Genomic DNA, 21,717 nt, shown 5'->3' on the forward strand with positions numbered 1-21,717 from the left:
TCCAGAGCGACCCAATTGTCGCGCTCATGGCCGCGTCACGCGGCGCGACGGCTGGTCGCGTCATCACGGAAGGCGTCGCGTGGTCGCTGGACTGATGCCAGTGAGGCGATGTCCCTACCGAGGAAAAGAGCTCCCAGCCACCCGAGCGAGACGCGGGTCTTCCGCTCCCAGGTCGGCACCGCGAGCACGTGGTAGCCGCGGTGGATGATCCACGCAGGCAGACCTTTGATGGTGATAGGACCTGACTGGAAGATCCCGTGTCCGATGCCGAGAGTCGCGATGGTGCCGAGACTACGGTGCCGGTAGGCCTTCGGAGTACGTCCGCGAATGACCGCCGCGAGGTTCTTGGCCAAACGCTTGCCTTGGCGCACCGCGTGTTGGGCGTTGGGGATTGTGTAGGCGCCGGCCCCAGATGCAAGGTCTGGCACGGCGGCGTCGTCTCCCGCAGCCCAAGCGTGATCGATGGGTTCATCCTCGGTCCCGACGCGTAGGTCAGGCCGGACGATGACGAGACCCCGCTCGTCGGTCGGAAGGTCGGTATGGCGAGAGACAACGGGGTTGGCCGCGATCCCGGCAGTCCACACGACCAACCCGGCGTCGATGGACACGCCGTTCGACAGTTCGACCCGACCGTCGACCACGGACGTGACGGTCGTGTTCAGGTGCACAATCGCGCCACGCGACTGCAGGTGGCGTTCCACCCACACCCTCGCGGGAGGCGTGACCTCCGGAAGGATGTGGTCACTGGCGTCGACCAGGTGGAAGGCCAGTTCATCGCGAGACAGGTCTGGGTGGTACTTGGAGAGTGCCGTGGCAAGACTGAGCAGTTCTCCGAATCCTTCGACGCCGGCGAAGCCACCCCCGATGAACACCACGGTGAGTCGCCGTTGGCGCTCCGGCCCGCGCCGAAGGCTGACTGCCTCGTCGAACGCAGTCAGCACCGCATCGCGCACAGCCACCGCCTCCTCGATGCGCTTCAAGCCGATGGCCTTTTCCGCGATGCCGGGCACAGGGAACACGCGAGTGACTGCGCCAGCGGTCACCACGACCTCGTCGTAGGAAAGGTCCGCCATGCTTCCATCCGGCAGCTCGACTCGGACGGTCCGAGCGGCATGGTCGATTGCCGTGGCACGCCCACTGACGATCCGGGTCCTGCGCAGGTGACGGTGGAGCGGCACGATGGCGTGCCTGGCCTCGATCGAGCCGGCCGCCACCTCGGGCAAGAAGGGCTGGTAGGTCATGTACGGCGCCGGATCGACCACAATGACTTCGGCTTCTCCTCGGCGTAGTCGCTTCTCCAGCCCCCACGCTGTGTAGAAGCCGGCGTAGCCTCCGCCGACGATCACGATCTTCCTCATGCGACTTCCTTTCGTGAGTTGCGGTGTCGTGACGCGGCGACTTCATCAGAGGCCGCGGCGCCGACTGTGATCGCGGCGACTAGTGCCAGTGCGGTGAGCAGACCGGTGTGGTCTGCGACTAGGACGACAGCTGCCAAACCAGCCACGACAGCACTGGTGGTGATGCTGACGCGCGGCCTCTCTGCCTCGGCGGGCACTGTGATCAGATCGAGCACCACGAGGAACCCCGCGACAGGAACGGCCACCGCGGCCACAGCACTCGTGACAGCCAAGTGCTGCGCGCGCCCCACACTCGCGGCCACCACTACCTCGAGTCCGGCGGCCAGCGCGCCCAGCGCTGCGAACACAAAGTAGTGCCCGTACCCCCACACGAACGACCACCCTCGGCGTGCCTCCAGCTGCGCTCCGGCGGGCGTCACGAAGTAGCGCCACCACACTGCTGCCACGATGCTCAGCGCAGCCATGGCGACTGCCGTGAGGGACAGGGCACCTGCGTCCTCGACGATGGTCGAAACGGCTGAGGAAGCCGCAAATACCCCTTCGCCGAGGAGGATGATGGCGAACAGCGCATAGCGCTCGGCAATGTGATGAGGGTGCCAGCTGGTGGGTGCCGGACGCTCCGCCCATGCGGGGAGCGTGAGCTCCAGGAACACGAGCACCAAGAACGTGACCGTGGTCCAGTGGTTCCCCACGGGTAGCCGGGCAACCCACAGGACCTCGAGGGCAGTCAGCCCGCCTGCGTACCTGAGCGACGTGGCCCGTCCCGACGGGTGCTGGACCCACGCGCGGATCCACATGCTGAGCAGCGCCAACCGCATGATCAGGTAGCCCAGAGTGACCACGGCGTAGTCGCCGCTCTCGAAGGCGGGACCGATGCCAGCGGCGAGAACCAGCACGCCACCCATCTGGACGAACGCGGCCAAGCGGTAGGTCACGTCATCGCAGTCGTAGGCCGAGGCGAACCACGTGAAGCTCATCCAGGCCCACCAGATGGCGAAGAAGACCATGAGAAACGGCCCGATGGCGGCGGCTGAGTGACCATCGATCGTGGCATGGGCGAGGTTCCCCGACAGCTGGGCCACGGCCGCGACGAAGGTCAGGTCGAAGAACAGCTCCAGCGGGGTGACTGCACGGTGGGCTTCGTCAACCGGGCGCGCCCCCATGCGCCGTTGGCCCACTGGCTGGGCTGCCGATTCCAAGTCATTGGTAGCAGGCAACAGGGGCTCCTCACGATCGCGTACCGTCGCCCATCCATGGCGGTCCGGCCGGCGTTGCGGTCTGCCATACAGACCCCGGCCGGCTCACTGCTGTGACGAAACGTTGGTGACGAGTGGGTCCAGTCGCTCTCTGCTTCCGGCCTGGCGGTCGCCGTCCGCCCCGGTGAAACCCGGTCTCCTCGTCCTCACCTGCGACTCGACCGACGTTCCGTCATCGAGATTGACCGAGCAGTCGAGCGAAATGTGACAGTCGGGTATGGCCGGCGCACTACTCGACCAGCTTCCCTACGGTCGACACGTCCTGCATCAATACTGCGATCTCTTCAGGCACCGGAGGGATGGCCTCGTGAGTCACCCCTGCGCCAGGCGACCACATCAGATTGACCTGCAGCTCGGGGTCAAGCTCGGGATAGTCGCTGCGGTTGTGGCAACCACGGGTTTCACGCCGCACGAGTTAAAGCCGCGCAAGCTCGCATCACGCGGGTAGAGCTGCCCGACCGGGAGTATCGAGCGCACGGCGAGTCCGGCCATCACGACGGCTCTCGCCCGAGGCTTCAACGACGGCAGTACCAGCTCGAAACGATACTGCCCACTGGTGTCCCACCAGATGTCGATTCCGTCGGGCGCTGCCCGGCGCAGCCGGTCGCCCAAGTCCGGAGAGGCGTAGTCCAGAACGAGGTCAGCGCCATCCCGTCGACACGACTCCGCGTCCGCAGCGGAGCAGGTCGCCACCACACGCGCCCCGTGAGAGCGAGCGATCTGCACGACTGCGCTGCCCACACCTCCGCTTGCACCTTCGACGAAGACGACGTCGTCCGGCTGGATGCCGCACTCACGCACCAGGCCGACATGGGCCGTGGCGGCGGTGTGCACCACGGCCACGGCGGTGACCGGATCGACGGGTCGTGGCAGCGGGTAGACACGTTCCGCCGGTGCGACGGCGTACTCGGAGAACGAGCCCTGCCTACCTGCATGCCCCAGGCTGTTGCACCACACCCTGTCGCCAATACGGAGGTCGACCACTCCCGTGCCGACGTCGGCGACGGTCCCCACCAGGTCCCGCCCGATCACGAAGGGAAACGGAGTGTGTTTCTCGTAGGCACCGGATCGCACGAATAGGTCAACGTGGTTCACGCCGCAGACCTCCGTGCGGATGAGCACGTCGGTTGGCCCCGGCCCGGGAGTCGGCAGCATGCCGACCTCGATGTTCTCCACACTGCCCGTCGCACGAATGAACGCAGCCCGCATCTGAGCCGGCAGACCAGTGTCAGTCGTCGTCACGCTTCGTCCGGCCATCAGGTCCTCCTTCGAGGCTGGCGAACTGCGACTCAGGGGTGACCGACTGGCCAGCCCAACCGTGACAGCGCGTGGGTGTCACAAGGTGACGCTCCTCCCGGTCGGGTGGTGGCCGAGGCATTCCGAGGACGCGACGTCGACGAACCCAGGAGAGGTCATGAGCCACCCAGACCGGATGTCACCGCTCAAGGAGATCCGGAGCGGAGTCCTCGACGTGACCTACTACGAGGACGGACCCGCGGACGGGCCGGTCGTGCTGCTTCTGCATGGGTACCCGTACGACATCCACAGCTATGTCGAGGTGGCCCCGCAGCTCGCGGAGCGGGGGTTCAGGGTCATCGTCCCCTTCCTGCGTGGCCATGGCCAGACTCGGTTCCTCGACGACAAGACCAGCCGGTCCGGCCAGCAGGCCGCACTTGGCGCGGACGCGGTATCGCTCCTCGACGCGCTCGACGTGCCTCGCGCGATCATCGGCGGCTACGACTGGGGAGGTCGTGCGGCATGCGTGGCGGCGGCGCTGTGGCCCGAAAGGGTCGTTGGGCTCGTGAGCGTCAACGGATACCTCATCCAGGACATCGCCATCGCCGAGCGGCCGATCCGGCCGGATCTGGAGGCGGGCTTCTGGTACTTCTACTACTTCCTGACTGAGCGTGGCCGGGCGGGACTACGCGCGAATCGACGCGAGATCGCGGAGGTGATCTGGCGCCGCAACTCTCCTGAGTGGCACTTCCTTCAAAGCCAGCTCGACCTGGCCTCGGAAGCCTTCATGAACCCCGACTACGTCGAGGTTGTGATCCACTCATACCGCCACCGACTCGGGCGAGCAGATGGTGCGCTGGAGTACGCCGACATCGAGAGCCGGCTCGCGCTGCTGCCGCCGATCACTGTGCCCACGGTCACCCTGGATGGTCTCGCTGACGGCAACTTCCCGGCGACCGATGGGACGCGCGACATCGACCGTTTCGTGGGGCCGAGGAGGCACCACCAGGTCGCGCTGGCCGGACACAACTTGCCCCAAGAGGCCCCCGCCGCATTTGTCGATGCCGTTCTCGAGGTGGCGGAACTCGCAGACCAGCACTCAACCGGCGTCGGGCAAGGCGGTCCTGAGCTCGTTGCGTGACCTGATCCCGAGCTTCACGAACACCTTGCGCAGGTGCCACTCGGCGGTGTGTGCACTGATGAACAACCGCGCCCCGATCTCGCGGTTGGTGAGACCGTCGCGAGCCAGTTGGGCCACGTTCAGCTCCTGGTCTGTGAGCTCCTCGGGCCTGTCCGAACGGCGGGCGCGAAGGGTCTCGCCGGTGGCATTGAGCTCGCGTCGAGCGCGCTCGGCGAAGCCGGCCATCCCACATGCGGTCAACCCGTCATACGCCGCCCGGAGTTGATGGCGGGCATCGATTCGACGGTTCACCCGGCGCAGCATCTCGCCGTACAACAGTTGGCTGCGTGCCTTGAGCATCGGCACTCGCAGGCCGTCGAAACCTTCGACGGCCGCTCGGTACAGGTCCTCGCCCTCGTCACCCTCTCGCAGCTGTGCCTCTGCAAGCGCCATCAACGATTGCGCCCAGCTGCTGTCTCCCGCCGGCCGTGTCACCTCGGCCAGTCGCTCCACCGCTTCCTGAGCGATCGCGTACTCACTCACGCGGGTCGCGGCTTCGACCACCTCCAGAAGGGTGCGCATCGCGTGGCCGAGCTCGTGGGAGTACGGGAGCTCCTTGCGTCCGGACTCAAGCGCTTCCCGGTAACGTCCCGCTCCGTTGTAGACCAAAGCCTCCGCCATGTTGGCAACCGTGAGCGCATAGCCTTCCCCGCGCGCCTGCCCATCCGCCCTCAGCTGCTCGGCTCGAAGCTCCACCTCCTCCACGTGTCCGCGGTAGGCAGCGACGAAGGTCCTCGCGAGCTGCGGCAGCGGGTGCCCGGTGATCGACACGATGACGTCGATGTCGTCGCAGATGGCTTCAGCGGCGTCCAGGTCACCGTTGAAGGTGCGTACAACCATCAACAGGTTCAACGCCATGGGCAGCACGGTGAGGACGCCCCCCGCCCGGGCCAGCTGGACCTGTCGCTCGGCAAGAGTGCGGAGACCTTCGGCGTCCCACACGTCCTGTGCCGCCCGGCCGCCGAACCACATCCAGTGCAGCTCGCGAGAATCAGCAGGCTGCTCCAGGAACGCGCGCACCGCACGGCGCACGGTGGGCAAGCCGGCTTCCAAACCTTCAGCCGAAAGCAACGCCTGACCACGCAGAATCAGGTCACTCGCGCGCTCGGACTCGTCGTCCGCCGTCGCCGCCAGGATCGCCGCGGCGACCTCGCCAACGGCGCCGGGCTCGCCCAGTCGGCCGGCATAGACAGCCGCCGACAAGGCCAACATGTAAGTGTCGCGGGCTAGTGCCTGATCGTGCGGTTCGAGAGCCTGCGCTGCTGCTAGAAGCGCCCGCGGCGCGCTACGATCGCGCCGCAACACGTATCCGACGCGGGCCCGCAGTCGACCGATCAGCGCCTCCTGGTGCGGGGTCCATGCTTCATCGCGGGCGCTTTCTATCAGCCCCAAGGCGGCGTCCGCAGCGCCCGCGTCTAGCTTGGCCTCCGCAGCGGCGATCAGCCTGGCAGCGCGGAGCTCCGGCTCGGGCGACAGCTCTGCGGCGCGCTCGAGGAAGGCGGCCGCCGCTGCGACGCCACCCCGGGTCCGAGCACGCTCGGCCGACTTTTCGAGCTCACCGGCCACCTCCTCGTCCGGACCCTGGGTCGCATTGGCCCGATGCCAGGCGCGACGGTCAGGATCACGGTCGACGTACGTCGCCTCCGCAAGAGCCGCGTGGACGGAGCGCCTGTTCTCGGCCGAGGCCGCGCGGTACACCGCGGAGCGGATGAGCGGATGTCGGAAGGTGACGCGGGCACCCACGACGAGAGCCTCCGCCTGCTGGGCGGCGTCAAGGTGCTCGGGACCCAGACCGAGCCTCGCGCTGGCCCTCCAGAGCAGTCCGACATCGCCGGTCGGGTCCGCGGCTGCAAGCACCAGCAGTAGGCGCGTGGGCGCGGGCAGTGACTCCAGTTGCGTGAGCAGGCTCTGCTCGATACGCCGCTGTAGCGGCATGGAGCTCACCAAGGCGAAGCCACCGGCTGTCGCTGCGGGATCCAGGGTGCGAGGCAGTTCGCGCAAGGCGAGGGGGTTTCCTCGGGACTCAGCCATGAGCTGGTCGCGCACCCGTTCGTCGAGAGCCCCCGGGAATGCCAGTCGCAGGAGTGCGCGAGCATCCTCGTCTCCGAGACCATCGAGAACGAGCTGTGGCAGATCCGCGAAGTGATCGTCCACCTGCCGCGTAGCCACAACCACGGCGACGCCTTCTGCATCCAGCCGGCGCGCCACGCTCGCGACCGCTCGGCCCGAGACGCGGTCGAGCCACTGGGCATCGTCGATGATGCAGAGCAGAGCTTCGTCGCCAGCGACATGCGTCAGCAGATTCAGCACTCCCAACCCGACGAGCAGCGGGTTCGGCGCACCCTCATCACGGAGCCCAAACGCTGTCTCCAATGCCCCTCGCTGGGGTTCCGGAAGCGGGACCGACGCCGTCATCAAGGGCCCACACATGAGCTGCAGGCCGGCGTAGGTGAGCTCCATCTCGCTCTCGGAGGCGACCGTGCGCACCACCCGCACATTGGGCCCAGCCAGTTCGACGACCCGGTCCAGCAGGGCTGTCTTGCCGACACCCGCTTCGCCGCTGAGAACCAGCGCACCGCTGCGGCCGTCGCGAGCCCGGTTGACGAGCGTCAGAAGCCGAGCAAGCTCACGGTCGCGACCGAGCAGCGATGACGCGCCGGCGTTGGAGGAGGCAAGGGCGGCGCGCTCGATCATGAGAATCCGTGGGAGAAGTCTATCCGTTGCAGGGTAGTCCGTAGCGCTGAGCGCGGCCACTGGCACAGTTGGGTGGGGCCTCCCGTCAGGCCGCTTGGGATGCGACTCGGGCGGAGCCTGTGGTGGCTCGGCCATGGCGCCCACGCGACTTTGAACAGCGGGGTGCAGCGTGGGCCGCTTCGACCAGCAGGTCCACGAGCCCGGCGAGATTGCCGGTCTCGTTGGCGTCAATGAACGCCTCAACCAGCCGCCGATGAGCGTCCCGGTTGACGCGTCGAACACGGCTACTCGCGAGGCTGACATGGCCGCGACGCACAAGTTGGCGAACGTTGGCGGGGCTGGTACCGAGAAGCTCTGCGATCTCGTCGTACGGGAAATCGAAGCACTTCCTCAAGACGAAGGCTGCCAGCTCGCCGGGGCTGAGCTTGGCCATCAGGAACCCCATGGTGCGCTCGACCGTTTCGGTTCGATCAGCATGATCAGTGGGGTCCTGGGAGAGATCCAGTGAAGCGCGCGGCGCCTCGGTGGGCAGCTCATGGCGGTGGCGCGCCGACTGGACGAGGTTGATGGCAAGGTGGGTAGTCGCAGTGGTCAGGAACGCGGCCGGGTTGTTGATCTGCCGACGGTCCACACGCTGCCAGCGCATCCATGCTTCCTGGACGACGTCCTCGGCGGCGGCGAAGTCACCCACCACCCGGTAGGCGACGCGGAGCAGCCGAGTCCGCTCGGCGAGGAAGACCTTCACCGCCATGTCCATCTCTCCGTCCGAGACCGGCGCACTCGAGTGGAGTGCCTCGGAGTGGAGCGCCACAGCGGCAGTGTGCGTTGACATCTTGACTTCCTCTCGGACAGGGCAGTCGGATCTCGACCTGCTGTTGACGAGCCTCCTTCGCGAGCGCCGTTGATCGCGCCCCTGAAGTCCGTAGTGGGTCCGTAGTCAGTCCGTAGTCAGTCGGTGCCGGCCGCACGAAGGGTGGCCCGCTGTTGTTGACATAGCGGCCGCGGCAGGCGTGACCACGGGCTGTCACGCAGCCGAGCGCGACCTGGTCGAAACGGGAGGCTCACGCGACCAAGGAGACGACGGTGACTGAAGTCTTGATGACGTGCACACGGTGCGACGGCGAGATCGCAGTACGGATGGATCAGGCCATCCTGCGCATGGATATCGAGCCCCGGGCCGACGCCGAGCTCCTCTACTGCTGCCCCTCGTGCGGCGCTCCCAGCGTGCGCCGCGTCGTGGGCGAGCTGCTCACTCTCCTTCTGTTTGTGGGTGTCGAACCTCTGCGCTTGAGCGAGCCCACTCTCCCTCGCGCAGATCAGCCCCCCGCCGTGTCGCCGCTGACCCGAGATGACCTACTGACGTGGCACGAGGTCCTCCACGACATCGAGAACGTGACGCCCTGGCAGCCCTGAGGGCACGCACCTGTGTCACAGGCGGGCCGGTCGCCCGGTCTTACTCGCGACGGCGAGTCGCACGTCGGAGACGCCCGACTCGCCGTCCTCACCGTTCCCGAGAGACAGGACCAACTGGCCATGACACCCACCACCCGCGCCGCCGCGCGACGCAACGCCCGCCGACGCCGCCTCCACGCGGCAGTGCTCCTGGGCGCGATCACGATCGGGTCGTTGACCGCGACCAGCACGGCGGAAGCCGAGTCGGCACCGGTGAGATCCGCCAAGCCGACCGTCGTACTCGTCCACGGAGCCTGGGCCGATTCGTCCAGCTGGAGCGCCGTCGTGCGCCGGCTGCAGACTCGCGGCTACCCCGTGGTTGCTCCTGCGAATCCGCTGCGGTCACTGTCTGGGGACTCCGCGTACCTCGAGACCCTGCTGGAGACCATCGACGGACCGGTCGTGCTCGTGGGCCACTCATACGGCGCAAGCGTCGTCACCAACGCCGCCGCTGGAGATCCCGATGTCAGGGCGCTGGTCTTCGTCAACGGCTCCGTGCCCGCCCGAGGTGAGACAGTCGCCGAGCTGGCCGGCCCCGACTCGGCGCTGTCGGTGAGCGACCCGACCACGATCTTCGACTTCGCTCCCGCGACGCTGCCGCCCACGCCGGACAGCGACGTCTATCTCAAGCAGTCGACGTTCCTGCAGTCCTTCGCGACCGGACTCCGCGGTCGGCGTGCGAAGTCACTCTGGGCCATGCAGCGACCGATCACGCTCGGTGCGCTGAACGAGCCGTCCGGGCGGCCAGCGTGGCGCACCATTCCGAGCTGGTACCTGATCGGCACCAAGGACCTCGTCATTCCCAAGAGCGCTCAGCGCGGGATGGCGAAGAAGGCTGGATCGACGATCGTCCGGTTCGACGAGGGCCACCTGGGGCTGATCACCGACCCTGGCGCGGTGGTCCGGACCATCACCTCGGCCGTCCGCTCCACCAGCTGACCAGGCTCGACCGCTGCTGTGGCCCCGTCCCGACCAGGGGCGGGGCCACAGCCATGCACCTTCGCGTTTGTCACAAACAGGGTGGCTGGACGGTCGCTCTTCATGACGCGCTCAACACCCCTCGGCCCCAAGCGCCGACGGCCACACGAAAGGGACACCGATGACCCACCACTACCTCGAGCCGGAGGCCCAGCAGCTGGCCGACGCAACAGCCACACCCCCCTTCTTCTACGAGATGACGCCGGAGCAGGCCCGCAAGGTCCTCGACGACGTCCAGGCTGCGCCCATCGACATGCCGGACATCGACGAGAAGTGGGTGGTCGTCCCGGCCACGGTCGGCGACGTGAAGGTGCGCATCGTCAAGCCAGCGGGAAGCACCGGCCCCCTCCCCACCATCCTCTACATGCACGGTGGTGGCTGGGTGCTCGGCAACGCTGGCACGCACGATCGGCTGGTCCGAGAGCTGGCGACCGGCGTCAACGCCGCCGTCGCCTTCGTCGAGTACGACCGCTCGCCCGAAGCTCAGTACCCCGTCGCCATCGAGCAGGCCTACGCCACGGCGCAGTGGATCACCACCCATGGGGACAGTGAAGGTCTCGACGCGAGCCGCCTGGCGGTGGCCGGGGACTCCGTCGGCGGCAACATGAGTGCGGCCCTCGCCATCATGGCCAAGCAGCGCGGCGACGTCACCTTCTGCCACCAGTCGCTGTACTACCCGGTCACCGATGCCGCGCAGAACACGGCCAGCTACCTCGAATTCGCCGACGGTCCCTTCCTGCTGGCGAAGTCCATGGCGTGGTTCTGGGACGCCTACCTCCCCGACGAGTCGCGACGCGCCGAGATCACCGCCTCGCCGCTCCGCGCCACGCTCGAGGACCTGGCCGGCCTGCCTGAAGCCTTCGTCGTCGTCGACGAGAACGACGTCCTGCGCGACGAGGGCGAGGCGTACGCCCGGCGGCTCCTCGAAGCCGGCGTCCCGACCACGACCGTGCGCTACAACGCGACGATCCACGACTTCATGATGCTCAACCCCCTCCGCCCCTCGGCCGCGAGCACCGCGGCCATCGAGCAGGCCGTCCACATCCTGCGCAAGGCACTCCACCGCGCCTGAGCGCCTCCAACCACACCACAACAGAAAGAAACCACCTCCATGAACCACCAGAACCCCACCGTCCTTCTCGTCCACGGCGCCTTCGCGGAGTCGGCGAGCTGGAACGGCGTCATCGAGAAGCTGTACGCGCAGGGCGTGGAAGCCGTGGCGATCGCCAACCCCCTTCGCAGCCTGTCCGGCGACGCGGCGTACGTCCGCGACGTCATCACCGCCATCGACAAGCCCGTGATCCTGGTCGGCCACTCCTACGGCGGAATGGTCATCACCGAGGCCGCGGCCGACAACCCGTCCGTGCTCGGGCTCGTCTACGTCTCGGCGTTCGCGCCAGACACCGGGGAGAGCGCACTCACGCTCTCGAGCTCGTTCCCCGGCAGCACCCTGGGTGAGGCGCTCATCGGCTACCCCCTGAGCACCGGCGGCAACGAGCTGCGGATCCGACAGGACAAGTTCCACGAGCAGTTCGCTGCCGACGTCGAGATCCCGGTCGCCGGCAAGATGGGGCGCACGCAGCGTCCGGTCACCGAGGCCGCGCTCAGCGAAGGACTGCCGACCGCGAACCCGGCCTGGAAATCGTTGCCCTCCTGGTTCGTCTTCGGCGCGGAGGACCGCAACATCCCCGCAGCCGCACTGCGTGCCGAGGCCGAGCGGGCCGGCGCCCGCACCGTCCGCGAGCTCACGGACGCCTCACACGCCGTCAGCGTGTCACAGCCCGAAGCGGTGGCCGAGACCATCCTCGAGGCCATCGAGGTCTGCCAGGCCGCCCACGCCGCCTGAGCCAGCCACCTCCCCTCCAGGTGGGCGGGGCCGTCGCTGCTGACACGACGGCCCCGCTCACGCCTCTACCAGCCCAGCTTGGGGACGCCATGACCCAGCACACTCTCGCCAGGAGCCTGCCCGACAGGCACAGCAGCCGCCCACAGGAGCGTCGCGTCGCGCGACGTCTAGTGGATGTCGCCGCGAAACGGGCTGTACCCCTGCACTGGACCTCGCTGCTCAGCGTCGTCTCCCTGACATGTCTCACGGTCCTCACCATCACTGGCGTGGTGTTGCTGGCCTTCTACGACCGCTCCACCGACACGGTGATCTACGACGGCAGCTACGCACTGCTGCAGGGCGTCCCCGTCTCACGTGCATACGCCAGCACCCTCCACATTTCGCTCGACGTGCCGGGTGGACTGCTCGTCCGCCAGACACACCACTGGGCCGCACTCGTGTTGCCGGCGTCGCTGCTGCTCCAGTTGCTGAGCACCTTCTTCACCGCCGGGTTTCGACGGCCTCGTCACTGGAGCTGGGTGCTGCTCTTCGTCACCTTCTTCCTTGCTCTCGGTGCCGGATGGAGCGGCTACGGACTACCCGACGACCAACTAGCAGGAACCGGTCTGAAGATCGCCGAGGGCATCGTGATCGGCATCCCCTTCATCGGGACACGGCTCTCGTTCCTCTTCTTCGGCGGCGAGTTCCCGGGCAATGCCATCGAACACATGTACTGGCTGCACGTCCTCGTCATCCCAGTGCTCCTCGCGGCAGTCCTCGCACTGCGGCTCTGGCTGGCCGCGCAGCGGCCACCGCCCCAGCTCCCAGGACTGGGTCGCACCCAGCTCACGGTCGTCGGGCTACCCCTTCGCGCCATCGCCGTGCGCGCGACCGGCCTGGCCTTTGTCACCACCGGCGTCCTGGTCCTGCTCGGCGGCCTGATGACCGTCAACCCGATCTGGATCCACGGGCCTGCGGATCCTGCGAGCTCCTCCTCAGGGTCCCAACCCGATTGGTACACAGGCTTCCTGGACGGCTCACTGCGACTGGTTCCCTCGGGCTGGGAGGTCGAGTTCCTAGGTCACACGATCCCGCTGGCAGTTCTCGTGCCCCAGGCGGTTGTCGGCATCTTCCTCGGAGTTGTCCTCCTGTGGCCGTTCCTGGAGTCCCGGGCCACTCGTGACCGCGACCCGCATCACATGCTGCAACGCCCCCGCGAGCATCCCGTCAGGACCGCCTTCGGGGTTGCCGGGCTCGTCTTCTTCATCGCGCTCTGGGCTGCCGGGGCGACCGACATCGTGACCCATGTCTTCGGGGTGGCCTTCGAGCATCAGGTCGTCGCCCTACGAGCTGTGGTGCTCCTAGGTCCGCTCATCGCGTTTCCAGTCACCGTGCAGCTCTGTCGAGCCCTCGCTGCAGCCGAGCGCGACCAGGTCCTGGACGGTGTCGAGAGTGGACGCATCCTCAGAGGTGCCGAGGGCGGTTTCACAGAGTCACACATCCCGCTACGCCCTGAGCGCGCAGCCATCGTCGCGAGAGGTCGCCAGTGATGAGCGTCGACCTCACGACCTGTCCCGAGTGCGGAGCCCTGGCCGAGATCGAATGGCGCGCCGTGCTCGAAAGCACCGACGGGCCAGTCGAGCACGCCCGAGTGTGTTGCGCGCGTCGCCACTGGTTCCTGCTCCCCGTGGCAAGGCTCGCAGAATGCCCGGACGATGCGGGCGCCTCAGGTCAGCACGAAGTTCCTGGTACACCGTTCGTGGAGGTCGGGAATGCCCAACACCGCCGTCTCTGAGCGACTCGAGATCCGCCGGTGGGAACCCTACGACGCGGAGGCCGCCCTCGCCGTCTACGCATCTCCCAGCGTCACACCCTGGCTGGGTCCCGACCTACGAGAGGCACCGACCTGCGAGGGCATGCGCGCGAGGATCCAAGCCTGGCGTGACGAGGACCACGCACGCGGCGAGGCTGCGGGGCACTGGGCGGTGCGGACCCGCGGAGCCGGCGACGTCGTGGGGGCCCTCGCGCTCCACTACGTTCCCGTAGGTGGGGCGAACCTCACCCTGTCCTGGGCGCTCGCACCACACGCATGGGGGCACGGGTACGCAGCGGAGGCTGGATCTGCGCTGATCAGGTGGGCTGTACACGAAGTTGGCGCACTCGAGGTGTTCGCGATCCTTCCGCCGGGCAACGAGCGCGCTATCGCGACGGCGCGGCGCATGGGCATGGAACAGGCCACCGAGCTGGGCGGCCATCGCTACGTCGTGTTCCGAATCCGGCACAGCGACCTCGGCGGCCCTGACTGACCCGCGGTCGGTACGGCCACGGGGTCGCCGCCCGAACCCCTGTCACAGCGCGACACACCGTCTTGTCGTCTTGGTGTCAGTTCGATGCCACTCCAGCCACGCTGAGGAGAGAACCGATGAGCGAGACGCATGCGCCCGGGCCCGACGTCCCGACCTTGCACGAGATCGTTGACGCCGAGGTAGGACGGGCCAGAGCCAGCCAGGACCCGTCTATGCCTCTGGACCCCGAGCTCCAGGAATACCTCCTCAGACTCCAGGGACTGCGCGAGGCAGTGGTGGCGATGGAGAAGTACGAGGAGAGCCTCGGCGACTTCTGAGAGCCGCTAGGACAGGGCAGCACTACTCGCGAAAACCGACTGAACGGTGCGTCCCGTCGCACAGCGGCTTGTTTCCCGAGCGACCACACCGACACAGCATCACCCGGTTGCGCACCTCCCAGGGCTGACCGTCGGCGCGTTGCACGGGGATGCCACCAGTCACCCACAGCCCGCTCGCGAGTCCATGCTCCTCCTCGATGACCGCGATGCCCTCGGGAAGGTCGGGCTCGATCGCAAGGTCCTCTGGTTTGATGCCGTAGGTGTAGGACCCAGAGGGGCAGCGGTCGATCATCCACATCACGTGTGCACGCGCGTCGGTGTCGCCCGTGTCTGGCAACCAGTCGTCCAGCTGCTTCTGCCGTTCGACGCAGAACGCTGCGTGCATGCACAGACTGCCGACCCGGCGAACGGAGATGCCGGCGCCCTCGGTGCGCCACATCCGACTCTCGTAGGAACCGGTCTTGGCGGTCTCGGTTCCGACGAAACCGGTCCTGGCATGCGATCCGTCGCAAAAGGGCTTTGAGCTCGACCGCCCGCACCGGCAGAGCGCGTAGACCTCTTCGGTCTCGAGGGCCTCCGTCCTGTGCCAGGCAAGCGAGTCGTCGTTCTCTGGCGCCGTAACCTTGAGCATTCGGCTGAGCGGAACCCCGCCGAAGACGACGTACGGACCGTCCGGCAAGACGAGGACTCGACGGTCGTCCCCGGTGCTGAACCGTCGCAGTGACGGCTCGACGTACTCGAACGTGGGCCCGGCCGTTCGCCCCTCGCTCACCGGCATCTGCATGAGCGTCTGGGCCTGTGCCTTGAGTCCGTACATGGCGCCGACCGCCACGTTGAGCAGGCGAGGGTTTCCGTTGAAGGCGCGGTCGAGGAGGTGAAGCAGGCCGCAGTACGAGTGGTTGAACGACTCCTGAGCGACCCGGATGGGGCTACCGACTGGCTGGTCGGAGAGTCGCGGGTTGCGCTGCATAGGACGGACGCCTCGCCAGTCGATCTTGATCCCTGGGCCGGTCGGGCCGGACGTCGGCGTGTCTCCATGCTGGTAGCGCCGACCAACCTTCAGCTCCATGAAACGGAAGTAGTGTGCGACCTCGTCGCGTTCCGGGTGGAACATGTCGTGGTCGCCGTCCCAGACGTCTCGATGAGCCATGCCCTCGCCCTGTTCCACGATCTCGGCAAGAGCTTCGAGTGCGGTGGCCAGGCCTGTCACGGCCACGATCGAGCCGCTGCCGCCGTAGATGAATCCGCTCGTGATTTGTCTCGCGGGGTCACCAGAGAACACCGCGTCCTCACCCAGCTCTTCGCACAGGTATCGGATGCCCCGCTCGAGGGCCGCGTAGAACTGCCCGATCGTTTCGTACCTCTCGCTCTCGGGAGGCGCCTCGGAGGCGGATGGCCGCTCGATCTTGAGAAACAGCTCCAAGGCCTCATCTCCGAACGGGACCAGCGACACCTCGAACGACTGATCACCATGCGGAAGGGTCGCGGGGAACCCGGGCAGGAACTGCGGAGCGTCGAGAACAGGGCGTCCACCCGCGGCGTTCAGAAGGTTTGCCGCAAGAGTCAGGTGGAGCATCTCCTCGATCAACACGCTCGACACCACCTCCACCGCCTCTCGATTGCGCTGAGGGTCGAGGGAGTAGAGAGCGCATAGATAGGGCGGCAGCGTGGAGTGTTCGAGCTCGATCGCCCACTGCAGGTGTTCGCGCAGGCTGTCGATCGTCGCGATCGGCGCGACCGAGGCCTGGGACGTGGGTGGTTCCTGGGCGGTCATGATCATTCCTTCGCTGTCGTGCGAGCGTGTCCGTCGCCTGCCCGACCGGGGGAGCCCCGCCCGTGTGACACGGGTTGTCACAGTCGGCTTCCTGCGCCGGTCGTAGGAGTGGACCTGGCTTCCCGAGGGCGGTGACTTTGACGTGAGGATGAACGCAGGTAGTGGACGAGAAGCCGGCTTGTCCCGGGGGCTGGCCGGCACAGCGATGTTGCGAGATCTGCCTCGCCCGGTCGGCCTGGTGCTGGCAGGTGGCGGTGTGTACGGGGCGGCACATGTGGGAGCCGGACATGCGCTCGAGCAGCGGGGATTCGTGCCCCAGCTCGTCGTCGGAACCTCGGTAGGGGCGCTCAACGGGGCGATGGCGGCCGCCCACCCTGGCGCAGCTGCTGAATCGCTGGACCATCTGTGGATGAGCGTGCGCCGTGGACAGGTGTTTCCATTTACTGGCCCGCGTTCTGCGGGCGGCATCTGCACAGATCGTGGTCTGCGCCGCATCATTGCCAAGGCTGGCTTGCCGTCACGGATCGAACAGCTGGCAGTACCGTTCACGGCCGTTGCTGTTGATCTGTACACGGGTGCGCCGGCGGCGCTCGATCGCGGCGACCTCGAATCGGCGCTGCTGGCAAGTGCCGCGATCCCAGGGATCTTCCCGCCTGTGAGTCGCGAGGGGCGCCTGCTGATAGACGGCGGCCCTCTCGCGTATGTCCCAGTCCGGGCGGCTCAGCAGGCGGGCGCGGCCAGTCTTGTCGTCGTGACCGCCGGCCCCGAGAGCTGGCCCCTCAGACCTACGGTCCCGCCAAGGCGGCCTCGCGCGATCGCTGCGCGGGCTGGGCTCTTGGCGTTGCATCATCAGATCGAGCACGACCTGCAGGAGGTGGCGGAGGATATCCCGACCGTCGTGCTGCCGACTGGCATCGAGGTGTGGCCTGCGCCCTGGGACCTCAGACACTCCCGGCGGCTGATGCGCACCGCCGCGGCCACGTCCGCCCAGTTTCTTGACAGTGTGGTCGTGAGGGGGCCCGGCCTCTACCGGTTCGCTGCGCCCGAGCCGGTCGAGACTGCCGGCAGGATGAGCTCGTCGATCGCCCGTTCGAGGTAGCCAGCGTCCGCTGTTGTTGCCTGACGGAGTTGGCGCTGCAGGGCCAGGGCAGACAGGACGGGGGCGAGGAACTCCGGGTCCACGTCGTCGCGTACCTCTCCTCGGGCTTGCGCGCGCCTGTAGATATCGGCGATCCGTCTGACCCTGGGCTCGATGAAAACGCTCTCGAACGCCTCGGCGAACTCGGGGTCGTGAGTGAGGGCGCTGGCGACGCTTGCGACGATCGCCAGCGACGCGCAATCGGCGGTCTCATCAGCGGACCTGTACGCCCGCAGAAGCTCGGCCCGCAGGCCGCCGGGGTCGGGCTCGAGGAGTGGAGGAGACATCGTCCGCAGTGCTCGGAGCACGAGCGCCGGCTTACCGCCGTAGTGCCGGTACAAGCTCGCCTTCGACACCCGAGCCCTGGTCGCGATGGCATCCATGGTCAGGCGGTCGTAGCTCAGTTCGATGAGCACATCGAGCGCTGCTTGGAGAATCTCCTCTTCACGAGGGCCACCAATGCGGCGTCGCGTATTGGGGGCCTCTTCTGGGCGCGGCGTCGTTGCGGTCATGCCCGGAGCTCGACGTCGGTGCGTGCGTGCCCTGCCCTGCGCTCCGCGCTGAGCGAGATCGCCTCATCAAGCGCCCGCAACACGTAGCTGGGTACCCGCATCCCTTGCTGTTCGCTCCAGAGGAGCTCGCGTTCCACGAGACTCAGCTGTTGGGCGATGTCGACGCGGTCCTGGTCGAGTGCGAGCGCGCGGGCAACGTCCCCGAAGTCTGCGCGCTGGCGGTCGTTGTTGACGCCCACGAGGTCGAACGACCGGCGCCTCAGGACGCGGGCCAGCTGTAGCTGCCAGTCACTGAGCCCTTGCTCTCGCACCAGCGCTTCCGCAGACAGTCGGTAGAAGGCGAAGTGCCCTGGCTCTTGTCGGCGGATGGGAGCAATGACGGTGTCCGCGATGGCACGCTCGCCCATCGCTCGGAGGCCTTCGACGAGACGCGAGTACGCAACTACTGCTGCGCGTTCGGTGGCCGCCCCGGTGAGGTGGTAGAGAAGTCGGATGACCTCTGCCACGCCCGGGAGATGCGACAACGCACCGGCCACGCGGATCTTGACACTCACGGTGCGCAGGTCAGCCTGCGTCGACGGCATTCCGATGGCGTGCTGAACCGCATCGAGCAGGACTCCGTGCTGCAGCTCCTGCGGAGACCAAACCTCCTCGAAGAAGAAGCGGTCGGTCTCGGAGGCCTCCGGCAGTAGCGTGCGAAGCTCCAAGACGTTCCGCTCGACCTCGAGCTCCACCCGTGACAGGTAGCCGAAGACGTCTCCGTAGCGATTCCGCAGCTGATCGGGGTCGTGAATGGTCAGGTCTGCGGCTCCGAGTGAGAGCGGTGGGTGGTCATGCCCGAGCCCCTCGGCGAACCGGCGCAGGCCCGCGGGGTCCCGGTAGATACGCCGGTCCGGGTTCACTTCGGCGGGACGTTGTTGGCCAGCCAGTCGTCGAAGCGGACCTCGCCCAGGCGCGCGTCGGCGCCGGGGGTGAGGGCCCGCTCCCCGACCTTGGCGCCGAAGTAGGGCGCCTCGGGGTCGGTGACCACGGTGCGGGGGTCCCCGTCATGCGCCAGCGTTCGTCGTGCCAGCTCGTCCAGGGGGATCGCTTCGGGCCCGCCGATCTCGATGGTGGCGTTTGCCGGCGGAGCGACGATGGCCTCGGTGAGCAGCCGCGCGACGTCGTCGGCGGCGATCGGCTGGAAGTAGGCGTTCGTGAGGCGGATGATGTCGCCCTCCGCTCCCGCCTCGGCGATGCTGCGGACGAACTCGCAGAACTGCGTCGACCGGACGATGGTGTAGGGACGTCCGGACTCCTTGACGACGTTCTCCTGCGCGACCTTGGCGCGCAGGTAGCCGCTCTCGGGCTCTTGGTCGGCCCCCACGATGGACAGCACGACGTGGTGGCCCACGCCGCCGGCCTCCTCAGCTGCGAGCTGGTTGCCGGTCGAGGTCACAAAGAAGTGGCGAACCGCCTGTTCGTCCCATGAGGGGGAGTTGGTCACGTCCACGACGACATCGGCTCCGCGCAACGCGTCCGCGACACCCTCCCCGGTGACGGTGTTGACACCAGTGTCGGGGGATGCGGCTACTGCTTCGTGACCGCGCTCCGTGAGGTTGGCGATCACCTTGGAACCGATCATCCCGGTTCCACCCAGCACGACGATCTTCATGTCAGGTCTCTCATCCGTGTCGAGGTTCGGTCCCTTGTAGGACCACGCTGCTTCACTCGATGTGACAGGAGCCCGCAGCTCGTGCCGCGGCATCGCACCTTGCTCGACGACGCTGCGGCTCATGGCGCGAGCGGATCGGGGACGGGCGCGGGCAGCCCGCTTACAGCCCTACTGAGGCTCTTCGGAAGACCACACCCGAACACTTCGAGGACCAGTCGCTCCGTGCTGCGTGCTGACCCCGAAGGAAGTCATGAGCGGACGCTTCGCATGCCCCGGCGAAGTGGGGCACCTGCTCCAGAGCGCGGATCACGACGAGCGGGGCGAACTACCGGAGTCGCTGCGATGTGTCGACGTGGACGAACCAGCAGTTGAGTTCCGTAGGCCGAAGCACCGTGCATGCTCGGGCGTACCAGGGACGAATATGGGCCGCCAGGTGTCGGTGTCGGGCCATAGATTCGCCAGCGTAGACGACATCCTGAATGCGATCCCGGCTCAGATCCGGGGGTTGAAGGTGGTGTCCGTCCTCTACTCGGGGCGAGGCGACTGGTGCAGAGCTGACCGTCCGAAGACTTACCTCTTGGGCTTCAACGCTGGCGGTAGTCCTGGGATCGACTCGAGGACGCTGTACCAGAAGCGCTAGAGAAGGAACGACACTCGAACGGGGCCTGACCTTGGTTCTTGGACACGCTGAATCCATCACCTGCTGGGGAAGCGAGATGATCCAGGAACCGTGACCAGGAAGAACTACTCCGATGAGTTCCGTCGTCAGGCCGTCGACTTGTATGAGTCCACCCCGGGCGCCACGGTCCGCGGCATCGCCGAGGGTCTCGGCATCGTGCGCGGCACGTTGCGGCTCTGGCTCGAGGTCTACGGGACCGGCAAGAAGACCGCTGCTGAAGAGACGAGCTGGCCTGCCGACCGCAGGTCTTCAAGTGGCTCGTCCGCTACAACACTCGCCGCCGTCACACCTGGTGCGGCTACCTGTCCCCGTCCACCTACGAGGCCCGCCAGGCCGCTACCCTGCCGACCGCCGCGTAATCACACCCCGTATCCAAGATCCGGGGGTAGGGCCCCGTTGCACGTGCGAGCGGAGGCCGCTGTGGTCTAGAAGGCGCACCTGGGAGCCTGGATTCAGGCTCGAGGCCCGAGCATTGGAAGTGCGACTGGCGCGACCGTCACCAATCGAGGACGGAGGATGGTCGTTCCCTTTCGTGAAATCGAGTCGAGAAGTGTTCGAGTAGCGAAGACGGCCCTAACCGCGCACCGGCGCTCTGGCTGTTCCTTGGACGCTGCGGTGCGGTCTCGATGGCTCTCTATCCGTAACGGGATGCCCGCCCGACTCCGCTGTCACATCTCGGGTGTTTGCCTGGTCAGTACGTCGAGCGTCCGGACGAACGGCGCCGGGGAAGGGGCCTGACGGCATGCGATCAGATTGGATCAACCCGAATGCTGTGCCATCAGGCACGGGTTGCGCGGAGTGCCTGCTCGAGGGCACTTGGTGGTTCCAACTCCGCCGCTGCGCTGCGTGCGGTCATGTTGGCTGCTGCGATTCCTCACCCGAAAGGCACGCGACGGCCCACTTCGTCGCTACGAACCATCGAGTGATGCAATCGTTCGAGCCAGGGCAGAATTGGTTCTGGGACTACCAGACCGAAGAACAAATCGACGTGGATGCCGTCCTCGCCCCTCCGACCTCGCGGCCGCTCACCCAGCCCGCTCCCGGTCCTCGAGGACTCGTGCCCTCGAACTGGCGAGCGCTCCTCGGTAGCGCCGGGAAGCCCTCACGTCGGCGCTGGGGCAGTCGCAAGACTCGCGTCGCTCGGTAACAGGATCCTGACGATCGGGCGCAGCCGCAGAGCCGTGAACGAGTGCGGCTCGATTGACCCACCCGTCACGAACCCGGCGTTCGCGTGATCGTCAGGATGAAGTTCGATCCCACCCCAAAGTCACCGGGAACCGATGAGCCGGGTGATGCCCACACCTGTCACATCGACTGTTGCGCTGCGGTCACTTGTGTTGAGAGGAAGACGGTGACAC

19 protein-coding genes and 1 pseudogene are annotated in these 21,717 nt (G+C 67.1%); 11 read left to right on the forward strand and 9 right to left on the reverse strand.

Annotated elements, in window-relative coordinates; all coding sequences use genetic code 11:
- Positions 1-35: 35 nt before the first annotated feature.
- The 3 genes from G514_RS0111220 to G514_RS26260 all read right to left on the reverse strand — a co-directional run bounded on the left by G514_RS0111220 (position 36) and on the right by G514_RS26260 (position 3,871).
- The gene (locus G514_RS0111220; protein WP_028651821.1) at positions 36-1,358 is read right to left on the reverse strand and encodes an NAD(P)/FAD-dependent oxidoreductase; all 1,323 of its coding nucleotides are present in this window, start codon (positions 1,356-1,358) and stop codon (positions 36-38) included.
- On the reverse strand, positions 1,355-2,575 hold the full coding sequence (locus G514_RS0111225) for a low temperature requirement protein A (protein WP_211222120.1): 1,221 nt from the start codon (positions 2,573-2,575) through the stop codon (positions 1,355-1,357). The genes G514_RS0111220 and G514_RS0111225 overlap by 4 nt, the downstream gene beginning before the upstream one ends.
- Before the next feature lie 375 nt (positions 2,576-2,950).
- Positions 2,951-3,871 (reverse strand): NADPH:quinone reductase, encoded by a 921-nt coding sequence (locus G514_RS26260; protein ID WP_084152042.1) that lies wholly within the window; start codon positions 3,869-3,871, stop codon positions 2,951-2,953.
- 157 nt (positions 3,872-4,028) lie between these two features.
- On the opposite strand from G514_RS26260, the gene G514_RS26265 reads away from it, so the two are divergent.
- Positions 4,029-4,991, forward strand: coding sequence for an alpha/beta fold hydrolase (locus G514_RS26265; RefSeq protein WP_036564593.1), 963 nt, complete (start codon positions 4,029-4,031; stop codon positions 4,989-4,991).
- Here the strand turns inward: G514_RS26265 and G514_RS0111245 are convergent.
- Both G514_RS0111245 and G514_RS26270 read right to left on the reverse strand, forming a co-directional pair.
- Positions 4,950-7,724, reverse strand: coding sequence for an AAA family ATPase (locus G514_RS0111245; RefSeq protein ID WP_028651823.1), 2,775 nt, complete (start codon positions 7,722-7,724; stop codon positions 4,950-4,952). The two genes, G514_RS26265 and G514_RS0111245, sit on opposite strands and share 42 nt — an antisense overlap.
- Before the next feature lie 85 nt (positions 7,725-7,809).
- Positions 7,810-8,535: a sigma-70 family RNA polymerase sigma factor gene (locus tag G514_RS26270; RefSeq protein WP_169576404.1), complete on the reverse strand. Its 726-nt coding sequence runs from the start codon at positions 8,533-8,535 to the stop codon at positions 7,810-7,812.
- A 272-nt stretch (positions 8,536-8,807) separates the two neighbouring features.
- On the opposite strand from G514_RS26270, the gene G514_RS0111255 reads away from it, so the two are divergent.
- From G514_RS0111255 to G514_RS0111285, 7 genes are all read left to right on the forward strand, one after another.
- Entirely contained in the window at positions 8,808-9,137 is a 330-nt protein-coding gene (locus G514_RS0111255; RefSeq protein ID WP_028651824.1) for a hypothetical protein, read from the forward strand.
- A 120-nt stretch (positions 9,138-9,257) separates the two neighbouring features.
- The gene (locus G514_RS0111260) at positions 9,258-10,115 is read left to right on the forward strand and encodes an alpha/beta fold hydrolase (protein WP_028651825.1); all 858 of its coding nucleotides are present in this window, start codon (positions 9,258-9,260) and stop codon (positions 10,113-10,115) included.
- 160 nt (positions 10,116-10,275) lie between these two features.
- Positions 10,276-11,226 carry an alpha/beta hydrolase gene (locus G514_RS0111265; protein WP_028651826.1) on the forward strand — a complete coding sequence of 317 codons (951 nt, stop codon included), beginning with the start codon at positions 10,276-10,278 and terminating at the stop codon, positions 11,224-11,226.
- A gap of 39 nt (positions 11,227-11,265) precedes the next feature.
- On the forward strand, positions 11,266-12,000 hold the full coding sequence (locus G514_RS26275) for an alpha/beta fold hydrolase (protein WP_036564597.1): 735 nt from the start codon (positions 11,266-11,268) through the stop codon (positions 11,998-12,000).
- Between the two features lie 89 nt (positions 12,001-12,089).
- Positions 12,090-13,529: a cytochrome b gene (locus G514_RS26280; RefSeq protein WP_157544745.1), complete on the forward strand. Its 1,440-nt coding sequence runs from the start codon at positions 12,090-12,092 to the stop codon at positions 13,527-13,529.
- 222 nt (positions 13,530-13,751) lie between these two features.
- On the forward strand, positions 13,752-14,285 hold the full coding sequence (locus G514_RS0111280; RefSeq protein WP_028651827.1) for a GNAT family N-acetyltransferase: 534 nt from the start codon (positions 13,752-13,754) through the stop codon (positions 14,283-14,285).
- 116 nt (positions 14,286-14,401) lie between these two features.
- Positions 14,402-14,602, forward strand: coding sequence for a hypothetical protein (locus tag G514_RS0111285; RefSeq protein WP_028651828.1), 201 nt, complete (start codon positions 14,402-14,404; stop codon positions 14,600-14,602).
- A 22-nt stretch (positions 14,603-14,624) separates the two neighbouring features.
- On the opposite strand, the gene G514_RS29865 is transcribed toward G514_RS0111285, so the two are convergent.
- Positions 14,625-16,376, reverse strand: coding sequence for a ferritin-like domain-containing protein (locus G514_RS29865; RefSeq protein ID WP_157544747.1), 1,752 nt, complete (start codon positions 16,374-16,376; stop codon positions 14,625-14,627).
- A 205-nt stretch (positions 16,377-16,581) separates the two neighbouring features.
- Between G514_RS29865 and G514_RS29870 the strand changes: the two genes are divergently transcribed.
- Complete coding sequence (locus tag G514_RS29870) at positions 16,582-17,475, forward strand: patatin-like phospholipase family protein (protein ID WP_245582215.1); 894 nt, start codon at positions 16,582-16,584, stop codon at positions 17,473-17,475.
- Here G514_RS29870 and G514_RS26295 read toward each other — a convergent pair.
- From G514_RS26295 to G514_RS0111310, 3 genes are read right to left on the reverse strand one after another with little or no spacing between them, the layout of a single operon-like run.
- The gene (locus G514_RS26295) at positions 17,403-18,026 is read right to left on the reverse strand and encodes a TetR/AcrR family transcriptional regulator (RefSeq protein ID WP_084152049.1); all 624 of its coding nucleotides are present in this window, start codon (positions 18,024-18,026) and stop codon (positions 17,403-17,405) included. The genes G514_RS29870 and G514_RS26295 overlap by 73 nt on opposite strands.
- Positions 18,023-18,928: a GTP-binding protein LepA gene (locus G514_RS0111305; protein WP_084152051.1), complete on the reverse strand. Its 906-nt coding sequence runs from the start codon at positions 18,926-18,928 to the stop codon at positions 18,023-18,025. The genes G514_RS26295 and G514_RS0111305 overlap by 4 nt, the downstream gene beginning before the upstream one ends.
- Entirely contained in the window at positions 18,925-19,680 is a 756-nt protein-coding gene (locus G514_RS0111310; RefSeq protein WP_028651831.1) for an SDR family oxidoreductase, read from the reverse strand. Before G514_RS0111310 ends, G514_RS0111305 begins: the two co-directional genes overlap by 4 nt.
- Before the next feature lie 730 nt (positions 19,681-20,410).
- Between G514_RS0111310 and G514_RS29875 the strand changes: the two are divergent.
- Positions 20,411-20,626: pseudogene (locus tag G514_RS29875) on the forward strand (transposase); the annotation flags it as partial.
- 475 nt (positions 20,627-21,101) lie between these two features.
- A complete protein-coding gene (locus G514_RS29880) occupies positions 21,102-21,506 on the forward strand; it encodes a UBP-type zinc finger domain-containing protein (protein WP_084152053.1) in 405 nt (134 codons plus the stop codon).
- Positions 21,507-21,717: the final 211 nt, after the last annotated feature.

The sequence above is a fragment of the Nocardioides halotolerans DSM 19273 genome (assembly GCF_000422805.1).
Taxonomy (GTDB): Bacteria; Actinomycetota; Actinomycetes; order Propionibacteriales; family Nocardioidaceae; genus Nocardioides; species Nocardioides halotolerans.